At 60.9% G+C, this 24,882-nt stretch carries 21 protein-coding genes; 13 read left to right on the top strand and 8 right to left on the bottom strand.

Going from position 1 to position 24,882, the window contains the following annotated elements:
• Positions 1 to 42 precede the first annotated feature (42 nt).
• The 4 genes from BTN45_RS01540 to groES all read right to left on the bottom strand — a co-directional run bounded on the left by BTN45_RS01540 (position 43) and on the right by groES (position 3,761).
• Positions 43 to 489 carry a DoxX family protein gene (locus tag BTN45_RS01540; protein ID WP_004440191.1) on the bottom strand — a complete coding sequence of 149 codons (447 nt, stop codon included), beginning with the start codon at positions 487 to 489 and terminating at the stop codon, positions 43 to 45.
• Between the two features lie 147 nt (positions 490 to 636).
• Complete coding sequence (locus BTN45_RS01545; RefSeq protein WP_207589603.1) at positions 637 to 1,071, bottom strand: hypothetical protein; 435 nt, start codon at positions 1,069 to 1,071, stop codon at positions 637 to 639.
• Between the two features lie 685 nt (positions 1,072 to 1,756).
• Positions 1,757 to 3,391, bottom strand: a complete 1,635-nt coding sequence (gene groL / locus BTN45_RS01550) for a chaperonin GroEL (RefSeq protein ID WP_004440194.1) — start codon at positions 3,389 to 3,391, stop codon at positions 1,757 to 1,759.
• A 73-nt stretch (positions 3,392 to 3,464) separates the two neighbouring features.
• Complete coding sequence (groES, locus tag BTN45_RS01555; RefSeq protein WP_004440196.1) at positions 3,465 to 3,761, bottom strand: co-chaperone GroES; 297 nt, start codon at positions 3,759 to 3,761, stop codon at positions 3,465 to 3,467.
• 457 nt (positions 3,762 to 4,218) lie between these two features.
• Between groES and BTN45_RS01560 the strand changes: the two genes are divergently transcribed.
• The 4 genes from BTN45_RS01560 to BTN45_RS01575 all read left to right on the top strand — a co-directional run bounded on the left by BTN45_RS01560 (position 4,219) and on the right by BTN45_RS01575 (position 10,073).
• Complete coding sequence (locus BTN45_RS01560) at positions 4,219 to 5,067, top strand: TIGR01459 family HAD-type hydrolase (protein ID WP_004440197.1); 849 nt, start codon at positions 4,219 to 4,221, stop codon at positions 5,065 to 5,067.
• Positions 5,068 to 5,124: 57 nt separating this feature from the next.
• Positions 5,125 to 6,105: a bifunctional riboflavin kinase/FAD synthetase gene (locus tag BTN45_RS01565; protein WP_207588697.1), complete on the top strand. Its 981-nt coding sequence runs from the start codon at positions 5,125 to 5,127 to the stop codon at positions 6,103 to 6,105.
• 280 nt (positions 6,106 to 6,385) lie between these two features.
• A complete protein-coding gene (gene ileS / locus BTN45_RS01570) occupies positions 6,386 to 9,289 on the top strand; it encodes an isoleucine--tRNA ligase (protein ID WP_207588698.1) in 2,904 nt (967 codons plus the stop codon).
• Between the two features lie 142 nt (positions 9,290 to 9,431).
• Positions 9,432 to 10,073 (top strand): hypothetical protein, encoded by a 642-nt coding sequence (locus BTN45_RS01575; protein WP_004440212.1) that lies wholly within the window; start codon positions 9,432 to 9,434, stop codon positions 10,071 to 10,073.
• 50 nt (positions 10,074 to 10,123) lie between these two features.
• Here the strand turns inward: BTN45_RS01575 and BTN45_RS01580 are convergent, their stop codons facing one another.
• A complete protein-coding gene (locus BTN45_RS01580; RefSeq protein WP_004440213.1) occupies positions 10,124 to 10,582 on the bottom strand; it encodes a nucleoside deaminase in 459 nt (152 codons plus the stop codon).
• Between the two features lie 71 nt (positions 10,583 to 10,653).
• On the opposite strand from BTN45_RS01580, the gene BTN45_RS01585 reads away from it, so the two are divergent.
• The 3 genes from BTN45_RS01585 (at position 10,654) to BTN45_RS01595 (ending at position 14,150) form a co-directional block, all read left to right on the top strand.
• Positions 10,654 to 12,597, top strand: a complete 1,944-nt coding sequence (locus tag BTN45_RS01585; RefSeq protein WP_060942506.1) for a pseudouridine synthase — start codon at positions 10,654 to 10,656, stop codon at positions 12,595 to 12,597.
• Positions 12,578 to 13,135: a 16S rRNA (guanine(966)-N(2))-methyltransferase RsmD gene (gene rsmD, locus BTN45_RS01590; RefSeq protein WP_174150707.1), complete on the top strand. Its 558-nt coding sequence runs from the start codon at positions 12,578 to 12,580 to the stop codon at positions 13,133 to 13,135. The genes BTN45_RS01585 and rsmD overlap by 20 nt, the downstream gene beginning before the upstream one ends.
• A gap of 88 nt (positions 13,136 to 13,223) precedes the next feature.
• Entirely contained in the window at positions 13,224 to 14,150 is a 927-nt protein-coding gene (locus BTN45_RS01595; RefSeq protein WP_207588699.1) for a patatin-like phospholipase family protein, read from the top strand.
• 108 nt (positions 14,151 to 14,258) lie between these two features.
• Here BTN45_RS01595 and BTN45_RS01600 read toward each other — a convergent pair whose 3' ends face one another.
• Positions 14,259 to 16,085 carry a monovalent cation:proton antiporter-2 (CPA2) family protein gene (locus BTN45_RS01600; RefSeq protein WP_207588700.1) on the bottom strand — a complete coding sequence of 609 codons (1,827 nt, stop codon included), beginning with the start codon at positions 16,083 to 16,085 and terminating at the stop codon, positions 14,259 to 14,261.
• Positions 16,086 to 16,201: 116 nt separating this feature from the next.
• Between BTN45_RS01600 and BTN45_RS01605 the strand changes: the two genes are divergently transcribed.
• From BTN45_RS01605 to lpxK, 6 genes are all read left to right on the top strand, one after another.
• Complete coding sequence (locus BTN45_RS01605; RefSeq protein WP_207588702.1) at positions 16,202 to 17,548, top strand: TldD/PmbA family protein; 1,347 nt, start codon at positions 16,202 to 16,204, stop codon at positions 17,546 to 17,548.
• A gap of 91 nt (positions 17,549 to 17,639) precedes the next feature.
• Positions 17,640 to 18,446 (top strand): 3'(2'),5'-bisphosphate nucleotidase CysQ, encoded by an 807-nt coding sequence (locus BTN45_RS01610; RefSeq protein ID WP_006699510.1) that lies wholly within the window; start codon positions 17,640 to 17,642, stop codon positions 18,444 to 18,446.
• Positions 18,447 to 18,506: 60 nt separating this feature from the next.
• The gene (locus BTN45_RS01615) at positions 18,507 to 18,746 is read left to right on the top strand and encodes a DUF4170 domain-containing protein (RefSeq protein ID WP_004440223.1); all 240 of its coding nucleotides are present in this window, start codon (positions 18,507 to 18,509) and stop codon (positions 18,744 to 18,746) included.
• Positions 18,747 to 18,961: 215 nt separating this feature from the next.
• Entirely contained in the window at positions 18,962 to 20,284 is a 1,323-nt protein-coding gene (gene waaA, locus BTN45_RS01620; RefSeq protein ID WP_006699512.1) for a lipid IV(A) 3-deoxy-D-manno-octulosonic acid transferase, read from the top strand.
• Positions 20,278 to 21,015, top strand: coding sequence for an HAD family hydrolase (locus tag BTN45_RS01625; RefSeq protein WP_107339078.1), 738 nt, complete (start codon positions 20,278 to 20,280; stop codon positions 21,013 to 21,015). The genes waaA and BTN45_RS01625 overlap by 7 nt, the downstream gene beginning before the upstream one ends.
• A gap of 259 nt (positions 21,016 to 21,274) precedes the next feature.
• On the top strand, positions 21,275 to 22,321 hold the full coding sequence (lpxK, locus tag BTN45_RS01630) for a tetraacyldisaccharide 4'-kinase (RefSeq protein WP_207588704.1): 1,047 nt from the start codon (positions 21,275 to 21,277) through the stop codon (positions 22,319 to 22,321).
• A 108-nt stretch (positions 22,322 to 22,429) separates the two neighbouring features.
• On the opposite strand, the gene BTN45_RS01635 is transcribed toward lpxK, so the two are convergent.
• Together BTN45_RS01635 and mutL are read right to left on the bottom strand one after the other, a co-directional pair.
• Entirely contained in the window at positions 22,430 to 22,651 is a 222-nt protein-coding gene (locus BTN45_RS01635) for a DUF2093 domain-containing protein (RefSeq protein ID WP_004440232.1), read from the bottom strand.
• Between the two features lie 149 nt (positions 22,652 to 22,800).
• Positions 22,801 to 24,633 carry a DNA mismatch repair endonuclease MutL gene (mutL, locus tag BTN45_RS01640; RefSeq protein ID WP_207588705.1) on the bottom strand — a complete coding sequence of 611 codons (1,833 nt, stop codon included), beginning with the start codon at positions 24,631 to 24,633 and terminating at the stop codon, positions 22,801 to 22,803.
• Positions 24,634 to 24,882: the final 249 nt, after the last annotated feature.

Here is a 24,882-nt window from a genome sequence, read left to right on the forward strand (position 1 = left end):
CTGGATCGCTCCAGCGGCTTTTTCGTTGGCGGGACGCCTGAATTAAGCGTGAGCCAGAGCGACGCCGCGCTTTGCATCGACGGAATAAGCGCCGGGACCGAAGGCGGCGAGCAGGATGTAAGCGCCGGCCAGGGTGATGTTTTTCATCAGCATGATGCCGTTCAGCGCATTGATCCAGCCAAGCGCCGGGTCAGGCCAGCCGGGAACGGCAACGGTGCCGCTGTGGAAAACGAGGCCGGTGAAGACGCAGAAGACGGCAAGCGCCCAGGCGGCGATTTTCGTCTGGAAACCGACGAGAATGGCAAGGCCGGTCACGAGTTCAAAGAGGCCTGCGAGATATGCAAGCGCGGTTGCGGCAGGCATGCCGGCACCGGCGATCATGCCGGCCGTACCGGCCGGATCGGTCAGCTTGCCGAAGCCGGCATAGATAAAGATGAAGGAAAGCAGAATGCGGGCAATAAGAACGAGAACGTTCTGGCTGCTGGACATGGAAATCTCCGGTAAATGATCGGCGTTTCGCCGGTTGGGGCAATGTCTGGAGATATCAATGACTGAAAATCATTCGCCCATAAAGATGAACAACAGAAGACGAATTGTCTTTATTTTGTGAACGATGGTGAAACTGGAAACAGGATATCAGGCGGCGAAGCGCATGTCTTCGAAACGGGGAAACAGGAACAGTCCCGTGATACGACCGGGCTGGCCATCTTCAAAATTGAAGGATTCACCCATGCAGATGACTGGTTGCCGCAGGGCCGGCAACATCGAGATGCCGGTTGAAAAGCAGAAACGCGAGGGGGCGGAAGAAGCCTGTTCGAATAGTTCCAGCACCCGGGCGTGGTCAGCGCGGTCGTAACAGCGGACGAGGCTGAGCAGGCCGCATTCACCCGGCGCCATCCCATGCATGAAAGATGCTTGTTCGCCGAGCCGGATGACACCGCTCGAAAGCTCACTGCTCCATTCTTCCGAAATGAAGAAACGCGCCAAAGTCCGTGGATCCGGTGTGGTGGGAGCCGCCGCGGGCAAAGCATCGTTGCGTCTTGATATTTCGAACAATTCGCGCCCCCGTATGAACATCGCGCCGGCGCCGCTTTTGAAGCGTTATCGCCGGGTCGAACTTCCACCGCCATCCGCAGTCGGACGTATCTGCCAGGCATCGAAACCCCTTCAATGCTTGCGTCCCGTCGCGGCACCCTTACGGGGGCTGCTTATAGTTTATTTTCTTCTACCTACAACAACCAGTCAGTGAGAAATATAAAAATAACATGTATTTCTTCTTCAAAACCGCGAGACTTGTGAAAAGCCACAACTAAATAGCGTACTTACAGGTCACTTGGCGCCGATATCGGGTCCCGTGGTGATGATGATTCGCAGCAGCGCCACCGCAATATTCCATGAGCCGCAAAAAAACGGCGGGATAAATGCGGCGCTGTTCCAAAACGGGACAATATTTGAGCCCTTCCGCGTGGGCCTTCGAAATTGTGCAACCGGTTGATTTTACGAGGCATCTCTCTGGGAAGTGCCGACGTTCTGCTCAGTCTGGCGTCGAGGTTCACAGACTGCGCTCCTTTCTCTTCGGTCAGGGGACAAGACCGACCCGACGACTGCCGTTCATTATCCCGATGACAGGACTGATTAGAAGTCCATGCCGCCCGTCCGGCGCGCTGGCGACGCCGGACCACTCAAGGGGCATGGGCGGCCAACGAAAAAGGGCGATCGGAAGACCGCCCTTTCATTATTCCGGTGACAGAACTGATTAGAAGTCCATGCCGCCCATGCCGCCGCCCGGCATTGCCGGCATCGGAGCGTCCTTCTTCGGAAGCTCGGCGATCATGGCTTCGGTGGTGATCAGCAGCGAAGCAACCGAAGCTGCGTTCTGCAGAGCCGTGCGGACAACCTTGACCGGGTCGACGATGCCGAGCTGGATCAGGTCGCCATATTCGCCGGTCTGGGCGTTGTAGCCGTAGTTGTCTTCGTTCTTCTCGAGGATCTTGCCAACAACGATGGAAGCTTCGTCACCAGCGTTGTCTGCAATCTGGCGAACCAGAGCCTGCAGGGCGCGGCGGATGATGTTGATACCAGCTTCCTGATCGTCGTTTTCGCCCTTGACGGCGATCTTCGTGGACGAACGCAGCAGAGCCACGCCACCACCAGGCACGATGCCTTCCTGAACAGCAGCGCGCGTCGCGTTGAGAGCGTCGTCGATGCGGTCCTTCTTTTCCTTCACTTCGACTTCCGTCGAACCGCCAACGCGGATAACGGCAACGCCGCCAGCGAGCTTGGCAAGGCGTTCCTGCAGCTTTTCGCGGTCGTAGTCGGAGGTGGTTTCTTCGATCTGGGCCTTGATCTGGGCAACACGACCTTCGATGTCGGACTTCTGGCCGGCGCCGTCAACGATCGTGGTGTTTTCCTTGGAGATCGAAACCTTCTTCGACTTGCCGAGCATGTCGAGCGTAACGTTTTCGAGCTTGATGCCGAGGTCTTCGGAAATGACGGTACCGCCGGTCAGGATGGCGATGTCTTCCAGCATGGCCTTGCGGCGGTCGCCGAAGCCAGGAGCCTTGACGGCAGCGATCTTGAGGCCGCCACGCAACTTGTTGACGACGAGCGTTGCAAGAGCTTCGCCTTCGACGTCTTCAGCGATGATGACGAGCGGCTTGCCGGTCTGAACGACAGCTTCGAGAACCGGCAGCATGGCCTGGAGGTTCGAGAGCTTCTTTTCGTGCAGGAGGATGTAGGCGTCTTCGAGGTCAGCCACCATCTTTTCCGGGTTGGTCACGAAGTAGGGCGACAGGTAGCCGCGGTCGAACTGCATGCCTTCGACGACTTCGAGTTCGGTTTCAGCGGTCTTGGCTTCTTCAACGGTGATGACGCCTTCGTTGCCGACCTTCTGCATTGCTTCAGCAATGTCGAGACCGATCTGACGTTCGCCGTTTGCGGAGATCGTGCCGACCTGCGCAACTTCTTCAGAGGTGTTGATCTTCTTGGCCTTGGCCTGAAGGTCCTTGACGACTTCAGCGACGGCCAGATCGATACCGCGCTTCAGGTCCATCGGGTTCATGCCGGCAGCGACTGCCTTGGAACCTTCGCGAACGATGGCCTGGGCCAGAACGGTCGCGGTGGTGGTGCCGTCACCGGCGATGTCGTTGGTCTTGGAGGCAACTTCGCGAACGAGCTGTGCGCCCATGTTCTCGAACTTGTCTTCCAGTTCGATTTCCTTGGCGACCGAAACGCCGTCCTTGGTGATGCGCGGAGCGCCGAAGGACTTGTCGATAACGACGTTACGACCCTTCGGGCCGAGGGTTACCTTCACTGCATCAGCAAGAACGTCGACGCCCTTGAGCATCTTTTCGCGTGCTGTGCGGCCGAATTTTACTTCTTTGGCTGCCATTTTCAAAACTCCTGGTTTCGAATGGCCGGACGGGGTCCGGCTTGAAATTTAAGGAAGGATGGGGTGGCCGAAATCAGCCGATGATGCCCATGATGTCGGCTTCCTTCATGATCAGAAGGTCTTCGCCGTTGAGCTTGACTTCGGTGCCCGACCACTTGCCGAACAGAACGCGATCGCCAACCTTGACGTCGAGAGCGACGACCTTGCCGGCTTCGTCACGTGCGCCGGAACCGACGGCGACGATTTCGCCTTCCTGCGGCTTTTCCTTGGCGGTGTCGGGAATGATGATGCCGCCCTTGGTCTTTTCTTCGGACTCAACGCGACGAACAACGACGCGATCGTGAAGCGGGCGGAAATTGGTGCTTGTCATTGTCTAATCCCTCGATCAAATGACTGCGCGAGCTTTTGGAACTCGCCTGATGGGTGTTAGCACTCTCGTTTATCGAGTGCCAGCGGAACCGAGATAAGGAGGGCTTCTTCCGGAGTCAAGAACGCCCTGTCTGAAAAATTTCATGGCTTATGGTTACCAGCGTTCCATGACAGGAATTTCTATGTCTGCGCGATGCTATGAAGCTTCACATCGGGAGGCTGGAAGGCTCGAAAAGCGCGCCGCTGTCTTCCTCAGGCTTGTCCCGGGAATATGATCTGACAACGCATTGATTTTCGTGACGGGTTTGGACGCGCGGTACAAGCCTGAGGATGACGTCGAGTGTGACGAGCCATTCCGTTCAGTCTGAAGCCCGGACCGGCGGCGCTTTTTTCCTTGCCATCGGCGTCCCGCTTTGCGATGTGACGCACACACTCTTCTCGCATCCGGAAAGCATCTCATGGCCCACCGCATTCAAACTCTCGGCGAAATCACTGATGGGTTCGACGTTATCCTGTCGGATGTCTGGGGCGTGCTGCACAATGGCGTCAGCGCCTTTCCGGACGCGGCCATTGCCCTGAGAAGCGCGCGCGAGGCCGGCAAGACCGTGGTTCTCATCACCAATTCACCGCGTCCCGCGCCCGGCGTCATCGCCCAGCTGCGTGTGCTCGGCGTGCCCGACGAGGCCTATGACCGCATCGTCACCTCGGGCGATGTAACGCGTGGCCTGATCGCGGAAGGCCCCAGAAAAGTCTTCCTGCTGGGACCGCAGCGGGACATGCCGCTGTTGGAGGGTCTCGATGTCGAGGTGGTTGGCGAGGCCGACGCGGACTCCGTGGTCTGCACCGGCTTCTTCGACGACGAGACGGAGACGCCGGAGGACTATACCGAAATGCTTAAGGGCTTTATTGCCCGCAACGTGCCGATGATCTGCGCCAACCCGGATCTGGTGGTGGAGCGCGGCGAGCGCATCATTCCCTGCGCCGGCGCCATGGCCGCCTATTACGAACAGCTTGGCGGCGAGGTTCGCATCGCCGGAAAGCCGCATGCGCCGATCTATGAGGCCTGCCTTGCAGCGGCCAAGGAAGTGCGCGGCGCCTTCGCCAAGGATCGCGTTCTCGCCATCGGTGACGGCATGCCGACGGATGTGAAGGGCGCGATTGCGAGCGGTCTCAACCTTCTTTATATCAGCGGCGGTATTCACGTCGCCGAATATACGCTGAACGGCCAGACGGACGAGGCGCTTCTCAATGCCTATCTCAAGGGGCAGGGCGCTTCACCCGGCTGGTGGATGCCCCGACTTGCCTGAGGACGCATTTCTACGTCTCGCCTCGGGAATAGCTGGCGCTGGAATGGATCGACTGTCATGACCGTCTTTCACCGCAATGAAAAAAAAGAGCCGCTGCCCGAAGCTCTTCGTGGCGGCGTCGTCGCCATAGGCAATTTCGATGGCGTGCATCGCGGCCACCGGGCCGTGCTGGATCGCGCGCTGGAACTGGCGGAAGCCCGCGGCGTCCCCGCGCTGGTGCTGACCTTCGAGCCGCATCCCCGTTCCGTGTTCAGGCCCGATACGCCGGTCTTTCGCCTTACGCCTGCGCCATTGAAGGCGCGCATCCTTGAGGCCATCGGTTTCCGCTCGGTCATCGAATATCCGTTCGACCGCGAGTTTTCGCAGCGCTCGGCGGAAGAGTTCGTCCAGTCCATCCTGATTGACTGGCTGCATGCGAGCGCCGTCGTCACCGGTTTCGATTTCCATTTCGGCAAGGGCCGGGAAGGTGGGCCGGCATTCCTGATGGAAGCCGGAAAACGCCATGGCTTCGATGTGACGCTAGTGGACGCTTTCCGCGACGAGGGCGCGGATGTCGTCTCTTCCAGCCGGATACGCTCGCTTCTGTGCGAGGGTGATGTGGCGAGCGCCGCAGGCCTGCTTGGTTACCGTTTCACGGTGGAAAGCGAAGTCATCGGCGGCCAGAAGCTTGGCCGCACGCTGGGTTACCCCACCGCCAACATGGCGCTGGCGCCGGAAACGGAACTGAAGGCCGGCATCTATGCCGTCCGCTTCCGCCGACCCGATGGCTCGATCCGCGACGGCGTGGCGAGCTTCGGTTATCGCCCGACGGTCACGGACAACGGCGCAGCGCTGCTCGAAACATTCGTCTTCGATTTCTCCGGCGATCTCTATGGCGAGGTCTGCTCGGTCTCTTTCTTCGGCCACCTGCGCGATGAATTGAAGTTCGATGGGCTCGATCCGCTGGTTGCCCAGATCAAGCGCGATGAAGAAGAGGCGAGGGCGATGCTGTCGGGTGTGCAGCCGCTGAGCGAAGTGGATGCGAAGATCGCGTTTTGAGCAGGCTGTGCGGCATGTCCTTATTCGCCCGCCCCTTGCCGTCGCTTTTCTCTTCCTTTTTACCGGAAAACCGCATAAACAACCGGCCATGTCCCAATACCGGTTGAAATTTGCAGTTCAGATTGGCCGAATTATTGGCCCGGCCTTCCGCCCGCTCTGAGAGAGCCGGAAGGTCCGGGATTTTGGCGCTTCTGTGACAGACGGATATGGCGCTTTCCGAATTTGCCCTCTTTGCAATTGATATGGCGCGGTCCGCACGGCGCGCAACAACGGTATGATCATGAGCGACACCGCAGAAAAACTGGACTACTCCACCACCCTCTATCTTCCGCAGACGGATTTTCCGATGCGCGCCGGCCTGCCGCAGAAAGAACCGGAAACGGTGAAGCGCTGGCAGGAAATGGGTCTCTACAAGAAGCTGCGCGCCTCGGCCGCCGGCCGCGAGAAATTCGTGCTGCATGACGGCCCGCCCTATGCCAACGGCAATATCCATATCGGCCATGCGCTGAACAAGATCCTGAAGGACGTCATCACCCGCTCGTTCCAGATGCGCGGTTACGACGCCAACTACGTGCCCGGCTGGGATTGCCATGGCCTGCCGATCGAATGGAAGATCGAGGAAGCCTATCGCGCCAAGGGCAAAAACAAGGACGAGGTTCCGGTCAACGAATTCCGCAAGGAGTGCCGTGAGTTTGCGGCTGGCTGGATCAAGGTCCAGTCGGAGGAGTTCAAGCGCCTCGGCATCGAGGGTGACTTCGAAAACCCCTACACGACGATGAATTTCCACGCGGAAGCCCGCATCGCCGGCGAACTTTTGAAGATCGCCAAGAGCGGCCAGCTTTATCGTGGCTCCAAGCCGATCATGTGGTCGGTTGTTGAACGCACGGCGCTGGCGGAAGCGGAAGTCGAATATCATGACGTCGAGAGTGACACGATCTGGGTGAAGTTCCCGGTCGTTGAGGGTTCTGCGGAGCTCAATAGCGCTTCCATCGTCATCTGGACGACCACGCCTTGGACGATCCCTGGCAACCGCGCCATCTCGTTTTCGTCGCGCATCGCCTATGGCCTTTATGAGGTCACGGCGGCTGCGAATGATTTCGGGCCGCAGCCGGGCGAAAAGCTCGTCTTCGCAGACACGCTGGCAGCCGAATGCTTTGCCAAGGCGAAGCTCGAATTCACACGCCTGCGCGATGTAAAGGCGGAGGAGCTCGCCGCTGTCACCTGCGCCCACCCGCTGGCATCGCTGGGTTACACCTTCCCTGTTCCGGTTCTCGATGGCGATCACGTCACCGACGATGCCGGTACCGGCTTCGTGCACACAGCCCCTGGCCATGGCCGCGAGGACTTTGACGCGTGGATGGCGCAGGCGCGCGATCTGGAAGCGCGCGGCATCTCCTCCAAGATCCCGTTCACGGTCGGCGATGACGGTTTCTACACCGAAGACGCCCCCGGTTTCGGCCCGTCAGCCGAAGGCGGTGCTGCCCGTGTCATGGATGATAACGGCAAGAAGGGTGACGCCAATGACCGCGTCATCAAGGCGCTGATCACGGAAAACAACCTGTTTGCCCGCGGCCGCCTGAAGCACAGCTATCCGCATAGCTGGCGCTCCAAGAAGCCTGTCATCTTCCGCAATACGCCGCAATGGTTCGTCTATATGGACAAGGAACTGGGCGACGGCACGACGCTGCGCTCCCGTTCGCTTTCCGCCATCGACCAGACCCGCTTCGTGCCGGCTTCCGGCCAGAACCGCCTGCGCGCCATGATCGAAGGCCGCCCGGACTGGGTTCTGTCGCGCCAGCGCAGCTGGGGCGTGCCGATCGCCGTCTTCGCCGACGAGAAAGGTGAAGTTCTGGTCGACGAGGCCGTCAACGCCCGCATCCTCGAGGCTTTCGAGGCCGAAGGCGCGGACGCCTGGTTCGCCGAAGGCGCCAAGGAACGCTTCCTCGGCAATGACCACGACCATGCCAAGTGGCAGCAGGTCATGGACATCCTCGACGTCTGGTTCGACAGCGGCTGCACTCACACCTTCACGCTGGAAGACCGCCCGGACTTGAAGTGGCCGGCGGATGTCTATCTCGAAGGCTCCGACCAGCATCGCGGCTGGTTCCATTCGTCGCTGCTCGAAAGCTGCGCGACGCGCGGCCGTGCGCCTTACAATGCCGTTGTGACCCACGGTTTCACCATGGACGAGCAGGGGCGCAAACAGTCGAAGTCGCTCGGCAACGTGGTTGCTCCGCAGGAAGTCATGAGCCAGTCGGGTGCCGATATCCTGCGCCTGTGGGTGATGACCACGGATTACTGGGAAGACCAGCGCCTCGGCAAGGCCATCATCCAGACCAATGTCGATGCCTATCGCAAGCTGCGCAACACCATCCGCTGGATGCTCGGTACGCTCGCCCATTACAAGGGTGAGGAGATCGCCTATGACGATCTGCCGGAGCTGGAAAAGCTGGTGCTGCATCGCCTGTCCGAACTGGATGGCGTTGTTCGCGAAGGTTATGACGGCTTCGAGTTCAAGAAGATCACCCGTGCGCTGATCGACTTTGCCAATGTCGAGCTTTCGGCCTTCTATTTCGACGTCCGCAAGGACACGCTGTATTGCGACGCGCCGTCGTCGCTGAAGCGCCGCGCGGCCCTGTCGGTCATCGCCAAGCTGTTCGATTGCCTGGTGACGTGGCTTGCCCCCATGCTGCCCTTCACGACGGAAGAAGCGTGGTTGTCGCGTTACCCGGATGCGGAGTCGGTGCATCTCGCCCAGTTCCCGGAAATCCCGGCAAACTGGAAGAATGATGCGCTGGAAGCGAAGTGGGAGAAAATCCGCAAGGTCCGCACCGTCGTGACGGGCGCGCTTGAAGTCGAGCGCCGTGAAAAGCGCATTGGCTCCTCGCTGGAGGCAGCACCTGTCGTCCACATCGCCGACGCCGATCTGCTGGCCGCGCTGAAGGATCAGGACTTCGCCGAAATCTGCATCACCTCGGCCATCACGGTTGTGGGTGACGAAGGCCCTGCCGACGGTTTCCGCCTGCCGGAAGTTCCGAAGGTCGTGGTCGAGCAGAAGCTCGCGGAAGGTGAAAAATGCGCGCGTTCGTGGCGCATCACCACCGATGTCGGCTCCGATCCGGATTATCCCGATGTCTCGGCGCGCGATGCGGCCGCCCTGCGCGAGCTTGCGGCCCTGGCATAATGAAAATGGCCGGATGAATTGCGCTTTGCCTCTTCATCCGGTACACCTGCCTGAAAATGGCCGGATTTACAGGGCAATGCGGGCTGCCGCCTGCCGAAAGACGATGTCTGGCGAAGTGGGACGGACGGCTGGAAGGGTTTCAATGAAGACGATGCAGGGTAATGCGCAGGGTTTGGGCATGTTTCGCACGGTGGTTGGCGTCACGACGATAGGCGTGCTGCTCGGCGCGTGCACGAGCCCGACCTACGGTACGGGCAAGACGGCAGCCGAACAGCTTGTCGACGATCTCGGCAACGCAACCTCGATCACCGGCGACCAGACCAAGCGCAACCTGAAATATGGTCCTCGCCCGGGCCTCGTCGTTCCCGCCCAGGCCCGTGCCGAGCAGCTGGCTCAGCCGCAGCAGAACATGGCGAGCCGCGAAAACAACCCGCAATGGGTCGAATCGCCGGAAGAAACCCGCGAACGCCTGCGCGATGAGGCGGATGCCAACAAGAACAACCCGCATTATCGTTCGCCGCTGCTCGCCGGCAACGGCACCGCCGGTCAGATGACCGAAAGCCAGAAGTGGGAGGCCTTCCGCAAGGCCAAGGCCGAAGCCCAGGGCGGCTCTGTGGTCAACGCCCAGCGCAAGTTCCTCACCGATCCACCGGCCGAATATCGCAGCGTTCCGCAGGATCAGCTGACCGATCTCGGCGAGCCGGAGCAGAAAAAGGAAAAGCGCCGCAAGAAAGAAGCGGCAATGGCCGGCACCGGCAAGAGCTGGTGGAACCCCTTCCAGTAATGGCGAATGGTTGATGGCTGGCGGGAAGGCTTACGCCTCCCGCGAGTCGCTCAGTCGTCGAGACGTTTCCCGCGGAAAAATTGCCGCAGGATGTCAGCACTTTCACTCTCCGCCAGTCCCGAATAAACATCCGGCGCATGATGGCATGTCGGCTGGCTGAAGAACCGCACGCCACTCTCCACTGCACCGCCCTTCGGGTCTTGCGCGCCATAATAGAGCCGACGGATACGGGCAAATGAAATTGCCGCCGCGCACATGGTGCAAGGCTCCAGTGTCACATAGAGATCGGCACCGGGCAGGCGTTCCTGTCCCAGCGCCTCGCAGGCCATACGGATCACGGCGATTTCAGCATGCGCCGTCACATCGTTCAATTCACGGGTGCGGTTGCCGGAACGGGCGATGACGCGACCGTCCAGTACCAGTACGGCACCGATTGGAACCTCCTGCCGCTCGCCGGCGGCACGGGCTTCCCAAAGCGCCAGCTCCATGAAATGCGTCCTTTCGGCCATTGCGTTTCAATTTCCTCTTAACCCTTGTGCTTGGACCTGATAGGACAGCCCAAACAACAGGCAAACAGCAAATGACTTTTAAAGACAAGCCGAAGCGTGACGGCGGCAAGACATTTAGCCGAGACAGGAAGCCGAAAGGCCCCGGCAAACCCGCCGCCGAGCGCGAAAAGAAACCTGCCGAGGCAAAGGCCGCCCCGGTGCCGGAAACCGTTGGCGCCTCGAAGCCCGAGCGCATTTCCAAGATCATGGCGCGCGCCGGCGTGGCTTCGCGCCGCGATGTCGAGCGCATGATCATGGAGGGCCGCGTGTCGCTGAACGGCGTCAAGCTGGATACGCCTGTCGTCAACGCCACGCTGTCGGACAAGATCGAAGTGGATGGCATGCCGATTCGCGGCGCCGAGCGCACGCGGCTGTGGCTTTATCACAAGCCCGCCGGTCTGGTGACCACCAATTCCGACCCGGAAGGCCGCCCGACCGTTTTCGACAATCTGCCGAGCGACCTGCCGCGCGTCCTCTCCATCGGCCGCCTCGACATCAATACCGAAGGCTTGCTGCTGCTTACCAATGATGGCGGTCTTTCCCGCGTTCTGGAATTGCCGACCACCGGCTGGCTGCGCCGTTACCGCGTGCGCGCCCATGGTGAGGTGGATCAGGCGGCGCTCGACAAGCTGAAGGAAGGCATCGCCGTCGATGGCGTGCTCTACGGCGCGATCGACGCCACGCTTGACCGTACCCAGGGCCACAACGTCTGGATCAGCATGGGCCTGCGCGAAGGCAAGAACCGCGAGATCAAGAACGTGCTCGGCGCGCTCGGCCTCGAGGTCAACCGTCTGATCCGCGTTTCCTACGGTCCGTTCCAGCTCGGCGATCTGCCCGAAGGCAAGGTGCTGGAAGTGCGTGGCCGGATGCTGCGCGACCAGCTCGGCCCTCGCCTGATCGAACAGGCGGGCGCCAATTTCGATGCGCCGATCTACAATGCCCCCGTTGAGGACGAGGAAGACAACGCGCCGAAGCGGCCCGCGAAGGCCGAATGGGCAAAGAGCGATGCGCCGGAAGGCAAGCCACGCTTCGAAAAAGGCGGCAAGTCCGAGGACCGCCGTGAAAAGGCGCTTGGCCGCCTTGACACCAAGCGGGGCGACAAGCCCGCCGGCAAGTTCGGCTCCAAGCCTGCCGGCAAGTTCGGCGCCAAGGGCCGCACCGAGGACGAGGGTGACGACCGCCGCCCCCGCCAGCCTGCCGGCACAAGCCGCACGGCCAATGTCTGGATGGCGCCTGGCGCGAAGCCGACCCGTGACGGCAAGGAACGCAAGTCTTCGGCCCGTGCTGAGGCGGAAAGCCTGTTCAAGAAGCCTTCTGCGCAGGACGAAGCCCGCCGCAGCCTCGTGCGCCATGCCGATGAAGACGGTGAGTGGATTCGTTCCGAACCCACCCGCGACGATGACCGCGGGCAGGGCCGTGGCGATCGCTCCGCACGTGGCGAGAAGAATTTTGGCGATCGTGGCGGACGCGGCGGCAAGTCGTTCGGCGATCGGCCGTTCCGCGACCGTCCCCGTGAAGATGGCGACCGCCCGCGTGGTGCCAAGCCGTTTGGTGACCGTCCGGCCCGGGGCGACAAACCCTTTGGCGACCGGCCCTTCCGTGACCGCCCGCGCGAAGACGGTGACCGTCCGCGCAGCGACCGCCCTCGTGGCGAAAAGAGTTTCGGCGATCGCACCGCCCGGGGGGAAAGACCCGCTGGTGACCGTCCGTTCCGCGACAGACCCCGTGACGACGGTGATCGCGCCCGTGGCGAGCGGCCAGCGGGTGACAAGCCCCGCGGCGGCAAGCCGGGCGGCAAACCCGGCTTTGGCAAGCCGTCCTTCGGAAAATCGGGCGAGCGTGGCGAACGTTCGGGGTTTTCCGGAAAAGGCGCTGGCGGCAAGGGCCCCGGCGGTAATAAGCCGGGCGGCAAGGGCCCGGGTGGCAAACCTTCTGGAGGCAGGGGAATGACACGTAATGCGGATCGTAGGCGGTGAGTTCCGCGGCCGGAGCTTGGCCGCGCCGAAAACAAATTCCATTCGTCCGACCATCGACAGGACGCGGGAAAGCCTCTTCAACATTCTGAGCCATGCCTATCCGGAAAGTCTGGATGGCACGCGCGTTCTGGACGTTTTCGCCGGGACCGGTGCGGTCGGGCTGGAGGCGCTTTCGCGCGGCTGTCGTGTGGCGCTCTTCGTCGAAAACGGCGTCGAGGGCAGGGGGCTGCTTTGGGAAAATATCGATGCGCTGGGTCTGCATGGCCGCGCCCGCATCTTGCGGCGTGATGCCACCAAGCTCGGCGGCGTCAACAATATCGAACCGTTCGATCTTCTTTTCGCCGATCCGCCTTATGGCTATGGCCATGGCGAAAAGGCTTTCGCGGCTGCCCATAGTGGCGGTTGGCTCAACGCCGGCGCGCTTGCCATTCTGGAAGAGCGTGGCGATGTGACGGTCAATGTCGATCCGGTGTTCAAGCTGCTTGAAAGCCGCATCTTCGGCGACACGAAGATGCATTTCTACCGCTACGAGCCCTGACGGGGAGTGCCCCGTCACGCCACGGTCTTGTCGTGTTTGCCGGATAGGCAGACCCCTTCACCGTGGTAACCAGTTTTGGGTGTTTCGCATGGATCAGGCTGGGAACGAAAGCGTCACGATCGTCCGCGCCGGAGAAGAAGTTCTCGAAGGCGATGGTGCGGGCAATCATGAGCCGACATTCGGACTGGCGCTCGGCGGCGGCGGCGCACGCGGCATCTGCCATATCAACGTTATCGAGGCTTTCGACGAACTCGGCATCCGGCCGGTGATACTCTCCGGTTCCTCCATCGGCTCCATCATCGGCGCGGGCATGGCGGCCGGCATGTCTGGCCGCGAAATCCGCGAATACACGCTGGAACTCATGGGACGCAAAGGTTCGGTCGCCAACCGGCTCTGGAGCCTCGGCCCGGCATCGATGCGCCATGCGGTGGACGGTTTTCGTCTCGGCCAGTTCAATCTCGAACTCATTCTCCACGCCTTGATGCCACGGGCGCTGCCGAAGGATTTTTCCGAACTCGCCATTCCGCTGAAAGTGATAACCACGAATTATTACGCCCAGACCGAAGTGGTGGTCGAGAGCGGCGAGATCATCCAGGCGCTGGCGGCTTCAGCCGCCATTCCGGCGCTGTTCATGCCTGTTCGTATCGATGGCCGCATCATGATCGATGGCGGCATCTTCAATCCGGTTCCCTATGAACATTTGCTGGATCACGCCGATATCGTCATTGGCGTCGATGTCGTCGGTGGCCCGGAAGGGGATGGGACCACCATGCCCAGCCGATTGGAAAGCCTGTTCGGCGCCAGCCAGCTGATGATGCAGGCGGCGATTGCCCTGAAGCTCAGACTGCGCCCGCCACACATTTTCCTGCGCCCTCCGGTTCACCGTTTCGGCGTGCTGGACTTCCTGAAGTCGGAAGAGGTGCTGAACGCCTCGTCCGGCATCAAGGACGATCTCAAACGGCAGATTGAAATGCAGGTGGAGCTGTTTCATCGCGGGCAGGGCGTGGAGGCTTAAGCAGCAATCCCTGAGTATTCGCTAGGAACGAGCGGTGCCGCGCATTTCTTCTCCCCGGCGGGGAGAAGAAACAAGTGGCACTATCCCAGCCACCACGAAGAACACATTTCACAACGACACCTCCGTCTCGCTGTCTTCCATATCCTCCTCCTCCCGCTTTTCCGCCTTGTTCTTCGGCTTCATCAGCGGTTCCGGCTTCACCTCGCGTACCGGCTTGTTGTGCAGCATCTGCCGGCCGGCGGCGAGGCCTTCCACGGCTTGCAACTGCAGTCGTTCCTCATCGCGTTCGCGAATGTCGTCGGCAATCGCCAGAGCCCTGTCGCCATCCATATCAAGCCCCTCGAGAATGCGCCTGCCAAACAGCAGGCCGGATTCCAGCGTTTCGCGGAGCTCATACTCCACGCCCTTTTTTCTAAGGTCGATCGAATGAATGCGGTCATAGGAGCGGGCATAGATGCGCACGCTTGGAAATTCCGACTGGATCATGTCGATGATGCGGTCGGTGACTTCCTTCTTGTGGGTGCAGACAGCCACCAGATCGGCCCGTTCGATGCCGGCGGCGATCAGCACGTCCTTGCGGGTGCCATCACCGAAAAAGATACGGAAACCGAAACGGGCGGCCTGACGCACGCGATCGGCGGAACTGTCGATCACGGTCACGTCGCGCCCGCCGGCGAGAAGGATCTGCGAGGCGATCTGACCGAAACGGGAGAAGCCGATCATCAGAACATCCGCGCCGGCTCCATCGAAATCCTCTTCCAGCTTGTCTTCTTCCGCATCCTCCGCCGTCAGCCGACGGGAAATTACTGCAAGAAGCGGCGTCAGCGCCATGGAGAGCGTAACGACGGCAACGAGGATCGACGCGGTTGCCTGCGGAAACAGCCCCGAGGCGGCTGCCGTGGTAAAGAGCACGAAGCCGAATTCGCCACCCTGCGCCAGAAGCAAAGCGATGCGGCTCGATGCATAACGCGATGAGCCTGCGACGCGGCAGAGGCCATAGATCAGCGCAGCCTTCACCGCCATCATGACAGGCACGGCGATCAGGATAAGCACGATGTTCTCATAAACGATATGGACATGCAGCGACATGCCGACGGCCATGAAGAACAATGCCAGGAACAGCCCGCGAAACGGCTCGATATCGGCCTCCAGCTCGTGCCGGTAGGAGGATTCCGACAGCATCAACCCCGCCAGCAACGCGCCCATGCCCATCGACAGGCCGACCGCCTCCATGATCGCGGCGGCGCCGATGACGACGAAGAGCGCAGCGGCGATCATCACCTCCCGCGCGCCGGTGCGGGCGATGATCTGGAACATCGGCGTCAGAAGGTATCGACCGGCCAATACCATGCCCGCCACCGCGAGAACGGAGGCGATGAGATCGGATACCATGGAATCCGTCGGCACATCGGGCCGGTTGGAAAGAATGGTGACAAGGGCAAGAAGCGGCACGATGGCGAGATCCTGAAACAGCAGGATCGAGAAGGACCGGTTGCCGTGCCTTGTATTCATGTCGCCGTCATCGGCAAGGATCTGCAGCGCAAAGGCGGTGGAGGAAAGCGCAAGGCCGAAACCTGCGACGAGGCTGCCGCGCCAGTCGATCAGCTCCGCCCACCATACAATCGCCGCAAGCACAGTGCCCGTCACCAATACTTGCGCCAGCCCCAGCCCTAAAATATCGCGCCGCATCTGCCAGATGCGCGACGGCTTGAGTTCCAGCCCGATGATGAAGAGCAGGAAAACGACGCCGAGTTCCGAGACGTTGAAGATGTCCTTCGCATCGGTAACCAGATGCAGGAACGGCCCGATGACGATGCCGGCCACCAGATAACCGAGCACGGTGCCAAGTCCGAGTTTGCGGAAAACGGAGGCCGCAATGACCGCGCCGGCCAGAAGCAGCAAGGGTTCGGAAAAGAGAGCGTCGTGCTCGGTCATGCGGGCGAACTTTCGAATAGGGTGGCGATGGCGCCCTCCGGACGGAGAAAGCGACGTTTCGCCCTTGATGCGGGGTTGCTGGCACAATAAATGGAACAGGAATGAAAGGCCAACTCATGTCCTCAGAAATAGATTCTTCCAAACTTCTCGAGCGCGCCAGCCAGCTTGTCGATCTTGCCCGGGCCGCCGGCGCGGATGAGGCGGATGCTGTTGTCGTGCGTTCGCGCTCACAATCGGTCGGCGTGCGGCTCGGCAAGGTGGAAAGCACCGAATCCTCCGAAAGCGACGATTTTTCCCTGCGTGTCTTCGTTGGCCGCCGGGTGGCAAGCGTTTCGGCCAATCCCGGTTTCGATCTGAAGACCTTGGCGGAAAGGGCAGTTGCCATGGCGAAGGTTTCGCCGGAAGACCCCTTTGCCTGCCTTGCGGACAAGGAACGGCTGGCAACTTCCTATGACGATCTCGAACTTTTCGATGCAACGGACGTGTCTGCGGATCAATTGCGCGAGGCGGCCCTTGCTTCGGAAGAGGCGGCGCTGGCGGTCAAGGGCGTCAGCAATTCCTCCGGCGCCGGGGCATCGAGCGGCATGGGCGGTCTCGTTCTCGTCACCTCGCATGGCTTTGCCGGCAGCTATATGGGCAGCCGTTTCAGCCGTTCCGTCAGTGTCATCGCCGGCGAAGGCACGAAGATGGAGCGCGACTACGATTTCGACAGCCGCCTTTATTATGCAGATCTCGATGCCGCCGAAGAGATCGGCCGCCGCGCCGGGGAAAAAGTCGTGCGCCGTGTTGGCCCGCGCCAGGTCGATACCGGCAGCAACATCACTGTCGTGTTTGATCCCCGTATCGCCCGCGGCCTCGTCGGTGCGATTGCAGGCGCGATCAACGGCGCTTCCGTTGCCCGCAAGACCAGCTTCCTGCGCGACAAGATGGGCCAGCAGGTGCTGAAAAAAGGCCTGTACCTCACCGACGATCCTCAGATCGTGCGTGGCCCTTCCTCCCGTCCGTTCGATGGCGAAGGTGTTCGCGGCGAAAAGATGACGATGATTGAGGATGGCGTTTTGAAGCACTGGTTCCTCTCCACCTCCGCGGCACGGGAACTCGGCCTGGAAACCAACGGCCGCGGCGTGCGTGGCGGCACTTCGGTCTCGCCGGCCTCCACCAACCTTGCTCTGGAGCCGGGCGATCTTTCGCCGGAGGACCTGTTGGGGCAGGTCGGGTCGGGCTTTTACGTCACCGAGCTGATCGGCCACGGTGCCAACATGATCACTGGTGAATACAGTTGCGGCGCGAGCGGTTTCTGGATCGAGAACGGCGAAAAGACCTTTCCGGTTTCCGAGGTCACGATTGCCTCGAACCTGAAGGACATGTTCATGCGGATCACGCCGGCCAATGATATTGATCGCAAATACGGCATCGCGGCCCCGACGCTCGCCATCGAAGGCATGACGATCGCAGGCAAGTGAGGCGACCTGCGGGATTTTCGCTGGCGCTTCATATGCAAGTGCGAACAGAAAAACGGGCGCGCCATCTGAGGCGCGCGGAAAAGACGGCAAGATGAACGACATGGATGAGGCCCGCTGGGCCTCCGATCTGAGGCTGGTCCTCGAAGCCGCCCGCAAGGCGGGCGAGACAGCCCTCGGTTTCTTCCGCAAGGATCCCGAGGTCTGGTGGAAGAATGGCGGGCTTTCGCCGGTAAGCGCGGCCGATTACGCCGCCAATGAAATCCTCGAAACCATTCTGCGCTCCGCCCGGCCGGATTATGGCTGGCTTTCCGAAGAGACGGATGACGACGCGGACAGGCTTTCCCGTTCCACCGTCTTTGTGGTCGATCCCATCGACGGCACCCGCGCCTTCATTGGCGGCAGGGATACTTGGTGCATCAGCGTTGCCGTGGTGCATGAAGGGCGGCCGGTGGTGGGCGTGCTCGTCGCACCGGCGCTGTCGGAGGAATTTACCGCGATAGAGGGCGGCGTGGCGTTAAAAAACGGAAGCCCCATCTCCGCAAGCGGCGGCAATACCGGCACCTTCCATCTCGCCGCCGCGGCAGAGGCGATCACGCATCTGCCGGAAACGATGCGCAACAATGTCGAGCGTGTCCCGCATGTGCCGTCGCTGGCCTACCGGCTGGCGATGGTGGCGGATGGTCGTATCGACGGTACGCTGGTCATGCCCAACTCACACGAGTGGGATCTGGCCGCGGCCGATCTCATTCTCGAACGCTCCGGCGGCCGGCTTGCCGGTCTGGATGGCAAACCTCTGATGTATAATCGCCGCCGGGTGAACCACCCCGCATTGTGCGCCGCAGCAAATTATGCGCTGCCTGCACTTTTGAAAGCGTTTTCACATCCGTCTGGCAGTTGACGTTTGGCGGGAAATCCCGCAGATGAAGGCCTCTCTCAGAGTTCAAGAAAGAGATAAGACATGACGGAAACTGGCAAACCGAAACAGCTGCTGCACCTCGTCTTCGGCGGCGAACTGGAAAACCTTCAGGATGTTCAGTTCCGGGATTTGAGCGCGCTCGACATCGTCGGCATCTACCCAGATTACGCCTCCGCGCTCACGGCTTGGAAGTCGAAGGCACAGATGACTGTCGATAACGCCCATATGCGTTATTTTATCGTGCATATGCACCGTCTTCTCAATCCTGACGACAAAATTTGAGTCCCTTTGCCCTTGCGTTGTAATACTATTGGATGAAAGCGCGCTTTCCCGTGATTCCTGCGCGAGCGGCGCAGCCCGGGAATGCCGTTACGAGAAAATGTGATCGCGCTTTCGTTTCCGATGACAAAAAATGACGCAATTTGAGAAGAAGTAGGCGGCGATAACAACCAGAACAGGGACAGGGCATTGCGCGGAATGATCAAGGGCAGACTGTCATGAGCAGCCGTATCGCACGTTTCGCTCTTTCCGGTTACCGCATTGCCGGTATCGCCGCTTACCCGTTTGCCAAGCCCTATCTTTCCTATCGGGCCGCCAAGGGCAAGGAAGACAAACGCCGCCGGCTCGAACGTTTCGGTTATGCGAGTGCCGAGCGCCCGCGTGGGCCGCTCGTCTGGTTCCACGCCGCAAGTGTCGGCGAAACGCTGGCGCTTATTCCGCTCATCCGCGAAATCCGCAAACGCGACATCTTCGTGCTTCTGACCACGGGTACGGTCACCTCGGCCGAACTGACCCGCACCCGGCTCGGCGATGACGTGATCCACCAATATGTGCCGCTCGACATCAAGATCGCGGTCAACCGTTTCCTGACCTACTGGGCACCCGATGCCGCCATCACGGCCGAGTCCGAAATCTGGCCGGTGACGATGATGGAACTGGAGCGTCGGCACATTCCGCAGATCCGGGTCAATGCACGCCTTTCCGACCGTTCCTTCGATCGCTGGAAAGCTCGCCACGACATTGCTGAATCGCTGTTTTCCAAGCTGGCGCTGGTGGTTGCCCAATCCGATCTCGATGCCGAACGTTTCCGCGATCTCGGTTCCTGGCCGGTGGTGATATCGGGTAACCTCAAGGGTGACACCGACCCGCCGCCCTGTGACGAGGCGCTGCTGGAGAGCTACCGCAAGCAGGTCGGCAATCGCAAGACATGGGCGGCGATCTCAACCTTCGACGGTGAGGAGAAGGCCGCAGCCACCGTGCATGCGGCGATCAAGTCGCGCAACGGGCAACTGACCATCATCGTGCCGCGCCATCCCGAGCGTGGAGATGAGGTGGAGGCCATGCTGAAGGGCATGAATCTCTCCGTTGCTCGCCGCAGCCGCAATGATGTGATAACGCCTGAAACCGATATTTTCCTCGGGGACTCCATTGGGGAAATGGGGCTTTACCTGCGGCTGACCGAGCTTGCCTTTGTTGGCCGCTCGCTGACGGCCGAAGGCGGGCAGAACCCGCTGGAGCCTGCCATGCTTGGCTGTGCGGTTTTGTCGGGCGCGCATGTGCAGAACTTCCGCGAGGCCTATCAGAAGCTGATCCGCGCAGGTGGTGGCCGCATCATCCGTGATGTGGAGATGCTGGCAAAGGCGGTGCATTATCTGCTGGTCAACGATAATGAGCGCTACAAGATGATCGATGCGGGCAATCGGGTCATTCAGGATATGCGCGGCGCGCTGTCCTCCACGGTGAAGGCGCTGGAGCCCTATATCAACCCGCTCACCGTTTCCGCCAAGCTGCAGCCGCGGAGCGCCATCGGATCATGGTAGCGGATATAGAACTCAACGCCGCGCAGTCAATCGCCGCAGTGCTTTTCGACAAGGACGGCACGCTGCTGGGCTATGACGCAAGCTGGGGACCGGTGAACCGCGAACTCGCGTCGATTGCGGCCAAGGGAGATCCCGTCCTCGCCGACAGGCTTCTCTCCGCCTGCGGCATGGATCCCGTTACCGGTCATGTCGTGCCCGACAGTCTTCTGGCCGCCGGCAACACGGCGGAGATCGCCGCCGGTCTCGTCGCCGCCGGCTCGCCCTGCGATGTTGCCGAGCTCACGCAACGTCTCGACCGGCTTTTTACCGAGGCCGCGGATAAATCCGTGCCGGTGACCGATCTCAAGGGTTTTTTCGCGAGGCTGAAGGCTCGCGGCTACAAGCTCGGTATCGCCTCCAGCGACAACGAAAACTCCATCCGCCAGACGGCCATCCGCTTCGGTTTCGAAAACGATATCGATTTCGTTGCGGGATATGACAGCGGTTACGGCACCAAGCCGCAGCCCGGCATGGTCCTCGGCTTCTGTCAGGCGATCGGTATCTCTCCCGACCGCGTGGCCGTCGTCGGCGATAATAACCACGATCTGCATATGGCGAAAAACGCCGGCGCGGGTCTCAGGGTCGCCGTTCTCACCGGCACCGGCTCTCGCGAAAGCCTGGGTGCGGATGCCCATTATTGTTTCGATGACATCACCGGGCTCGAAGCGCTTCTGCCGGAACGGGCTGTTTGAAGCGGTGCCGCACGGTTTGCATTGTCGCGGCACTCTCTACGTCCCGTCATGCCGGCCTTGAGCCGGTATGACGGAGAAAATGGATATCGCGGCGCGCAGATTGAAGTTCCATGTTAAATCACGGCCAGTCCGTATCAGCACCGGTGCGTAAAGCCGTCTATTCGGATTTTGCAATTTACGGTTTTTTCTGGCAAACAACCTCCCAGACGTGAAATGGCGAACGCAATGCCGTGGGCGACCCGGCCGGGAGCGGGAATAGATGGTTTCTGAAGCGCCGCCCTTCTGGTGGCAGAAAGCGGGCTGGCAGGCGTGGCTCCTGTCTCCTTTCTCGCTTCTTTACGGCAAGGTCGCCGGCCGGCGCATGCGGACGGCAAAAAGGGCAAGTGTCAACGTTCCGGTCATCTGCATCGGCAACTTTACCGTGGGTGGCGCCGGCAAGACGCCGACGGCAATGGCAATTGCAAGGGCCGCCGTTGCGAAAGGCTTGAAACCCGGATTTCTCAGCCGCGGTTATGGCGGCACACTGGATGTCACCACCCTTGTCGATCCCGCACATCATCGCTCTGCCGATGTCGGCGACGAGCCGTTGCTTCTGGCGCGCGAAGCGGTGACGGTGATTTCGCGCCGCCGCGTTGAGGGTGCGCATCGCCTGATCAAAGAGGGCGTCGATCTCATCATCATGGATGACGGATTTCAGAGTGCGCGTCTGACGCTGGATTATGCGCTTGTCGTCATCGATACGATGCGCGGCATCGGCAACGGCCATCTGGTGCCGGGCGGTCCGGTAAGAGCCCCGCTCGCCGAACAGATGCGGCATATGACCGGGCTCCTGAAGGTCGGTAATGGTCACGCGGCCGATGCCCTTGTGCGGCGAGCCGCAAAGGCTGCTAAACCCGTTTTCGTTGCGGCGATCACGCCGCAGGAGCCGCAGGATTTCAGGGGAAGGCGTGTGCTGGCCTATGCGGGCATAGCCGACCCGGCCAAATTTTATCGAACCGTCGAAGCGCTCGGCGGCGATATCGTGATGCAGCGCTCTTTCCCGGATCATCACCACTTCAGCGATGACGAGATTGCCGATCTTCTGCAGGACGCAGGCAAGGCGGATCTGCAACTTGTCACCACGGCCAAGGATGCCGTGCGGCTTAACGGGCACCACGGCCGGGCAGAGGAATTGCTCTGGAACAGCCTGGTGATCGAGGTCGACATGGTGTTCGACGATCCCAATGCGGCTGGAACCATTATCGATACGGCCGTGGCGAACTGCCGCGCCCGTTTGCTTCGGGATAATTCGCGGACGTCGCTTTAAGGTACCGAAAAAAAGACAAACCGTCGTGCGCCGGTTTCTCCTCACTGACGTGACGAGCATAGGGACGAGGGAGGCACACGCGCGACACTCGACGCGTCGCTTCGCTCCTTATGCCGGCAAAGTACCAGCCTTCTTTTCGGCTTCCAGAGAAGCCGCGGCATCCACATAGGCCTCCTGCCGCGCCACGCTCCAGTAGCGCAGCTCATCGAGCGGAATGCTCTTGCCTGTCATGGCGCAGATGACATGCGAGCCGGTCTGGACGATGCGGAAGTCACCGTCGAGATATTCGATGACGGCGAGGCGATTGCCGCCTCCTTCAAATCTGTTCATCCGTTTTCGTCTCCTGCTCTGTCCTGTCAGGGCACCCAGTCCGAAACGGCGTAGCGTTTTCCTGAACAATCCGGATGCTCCAGTATCCTGAATTTATATAGGCCGGCGTGGCGCAAGGCCAGCCCCGACGCCCTTGCATGTAAGAAGCGTCAGCTGCGGCCGAAGAGCCGTTCTATATCGGAAAGCTTCAGTTCGATATAGGTCGGACGGCCATGATTACACTGGCCCGAACCCGGTGTATTTTCCATCTGCCGCAGAAGCGCATTCATCTCCTCCGGCCGCATGCGCCGGCCGGAACGCACCGAGCCGTGGCAGGCCATCGTGGCGGCGACATATTCCAGCTTGTTGGCAAGCGTCGAGGCGGCGTCCCATTCGGCGATCTCGTCGGCAAGCTGGCGCACCAATCCCTGCACGTTGACCTCACCCAGCATGGCCGGGGTTTCGCGAACGGCGACGGCACCCGGCCCGAAACGCTCGATGACGAGCCCCAGCGCATCGAAACTGGTGGCGTGATCCATCAACCGGTCGCAATCTTCTTCCGGCAGGTCGATGATTTCGGGGATGAGCAGCACCTGCGAAGCCGGCCGTTTGGAATGCAGCGCATTCCGCATCTGCTCGAAAACCAGCCGCTCATGCGCCGCATGCTGGTCGACGATGACAAGGCCGTTTTCTGTCTGCGCGATGATGTAGTTCTCGTGCAGCTGCGCCCGTGCGGCCCCGAGCGGGTAGAGCGTGGGCTCGGGCGAGGAGCTCGCGCCGGCTTCATAAGTTTCCCGAGACTCGGCCCGCGCCGTTGGGGTGGTGATGTCCGAGAAATGTGATTGTACCGCCTCCGAAAACTGCGTTGCGCCTGAAACGGCGAGCGGCCGTGACGGCGAGGTCGCGGCGGACCATGGCGCGGGAGCGGTCGTGAAAGGCGATGGCCTGAGGCCAGAAGGGCTATAGCCGGGGCGGAAGGCGTTCATCATCTGGCTGGCGCCCGTCGTTGCCGCCCTGTCGCCGTCACGCGTCAGCGCCTGGCGGATCGCGCCGACGATCAGCCCGCGAATGAGCCCGGGGTCGCGAAAACGAACGTCGGATTTCGCCGGGTGTACGTTCACATCCACAAAGGCGGGATCGAGCGTGATGGAAAGCACCGCGACAGGATATCGCCCATGCGGCACGGTTTCGGCATAAGCACCGCGAATGGCGGATAAAAGCAGTTTGTCCTGCACCGGACGGCCGTTGACGAAGACATATTGATGCGCGGAATTGCCACGGTTGAAGGTGGGCACGCCGGCAAAGCCCGTCAGCGTCACATCCTCACGCCCGGCATCGATTTCGATGGCGTTGTCCTTGAAGTCCGCACCGAGAATCTGCGCCATGCGGGCCAGATGATCGTCACCCGTCGACGGAATTTCGAGCGTCGACCGATCCGTGCCTGACAGCACGAAGCGGATATGCGGAAAGGCGATCGCCATGCGTTTGACGACTTCGGTGATTGCGGCCGCTTCGGCGCGTTCCGTCTTCAGGAATTTCAGCCGTGCCGGTGTGGCGAAGAACAGGTCGCGCACCTCGACGATGGTGCCGGCATTCGAGGCGGCGGGCCTCACATCGGAAACCTTGCCGCCGGTGACGGAAATCACCGAACCCTGCTCCGCGCCCTGCTGGCGGCTGGTGATCGTCAGCTTGGCCACGGAGCCGATGGAGGGCAGTGCCTCGCCGCGGAAGCCGAGCGTGCGTATATCGTCAAGTGTATCGGAAATCTTCGAGGTGCAGTGCCGCCTGACCGCAAGCTCGAGATCGGCCGGAGACATGCCACAGCCATTGTCGGTAATCCGCACCAGCCCCTTGCCGCCGCCCGCCGTGGCGATCTCGATGCGCGTCGCCCCGGCGTCGATGGCATTTTCCACCAGTTCCTTCGTGGCGCTGGAGGGTCTTTCGATGACCTCGCCGGCGGCGATCTGGTTGATAAGGGTTTCTGAGAGCTGCTTGATGGCCATGATCGCCATTTTCGCGGATTCGCGCCGGCTTCGAAAGCAAAAAACTGAGACCGCGGAAATTTGCACATGTTTTGCAGGTTGCATGGCACCGGACCATTTCCGCCAATGCAGTTTAAGCGTTAATCCGCCCTTAATCGCCCTTGTTTATGGTGGGGCAGCTTGAAATGACCGCAGAAACGGGGCCGCCTCTGCCGGGTGGTGTGTGACGTCGACTATGGGTGAGCGTCATCTTCTCCTCAAGACTGCTTC

This window comes from Rhizobium sp. ZX09, assembly GCF_017357485.1.
GTDB classification, from domain to species: Bacteria; Pseudomonadota; Alphaproteobacteria; order Rhizobiales; family Rhizobiaceae; genus Agrobacterium; species Agrobacterium pusense.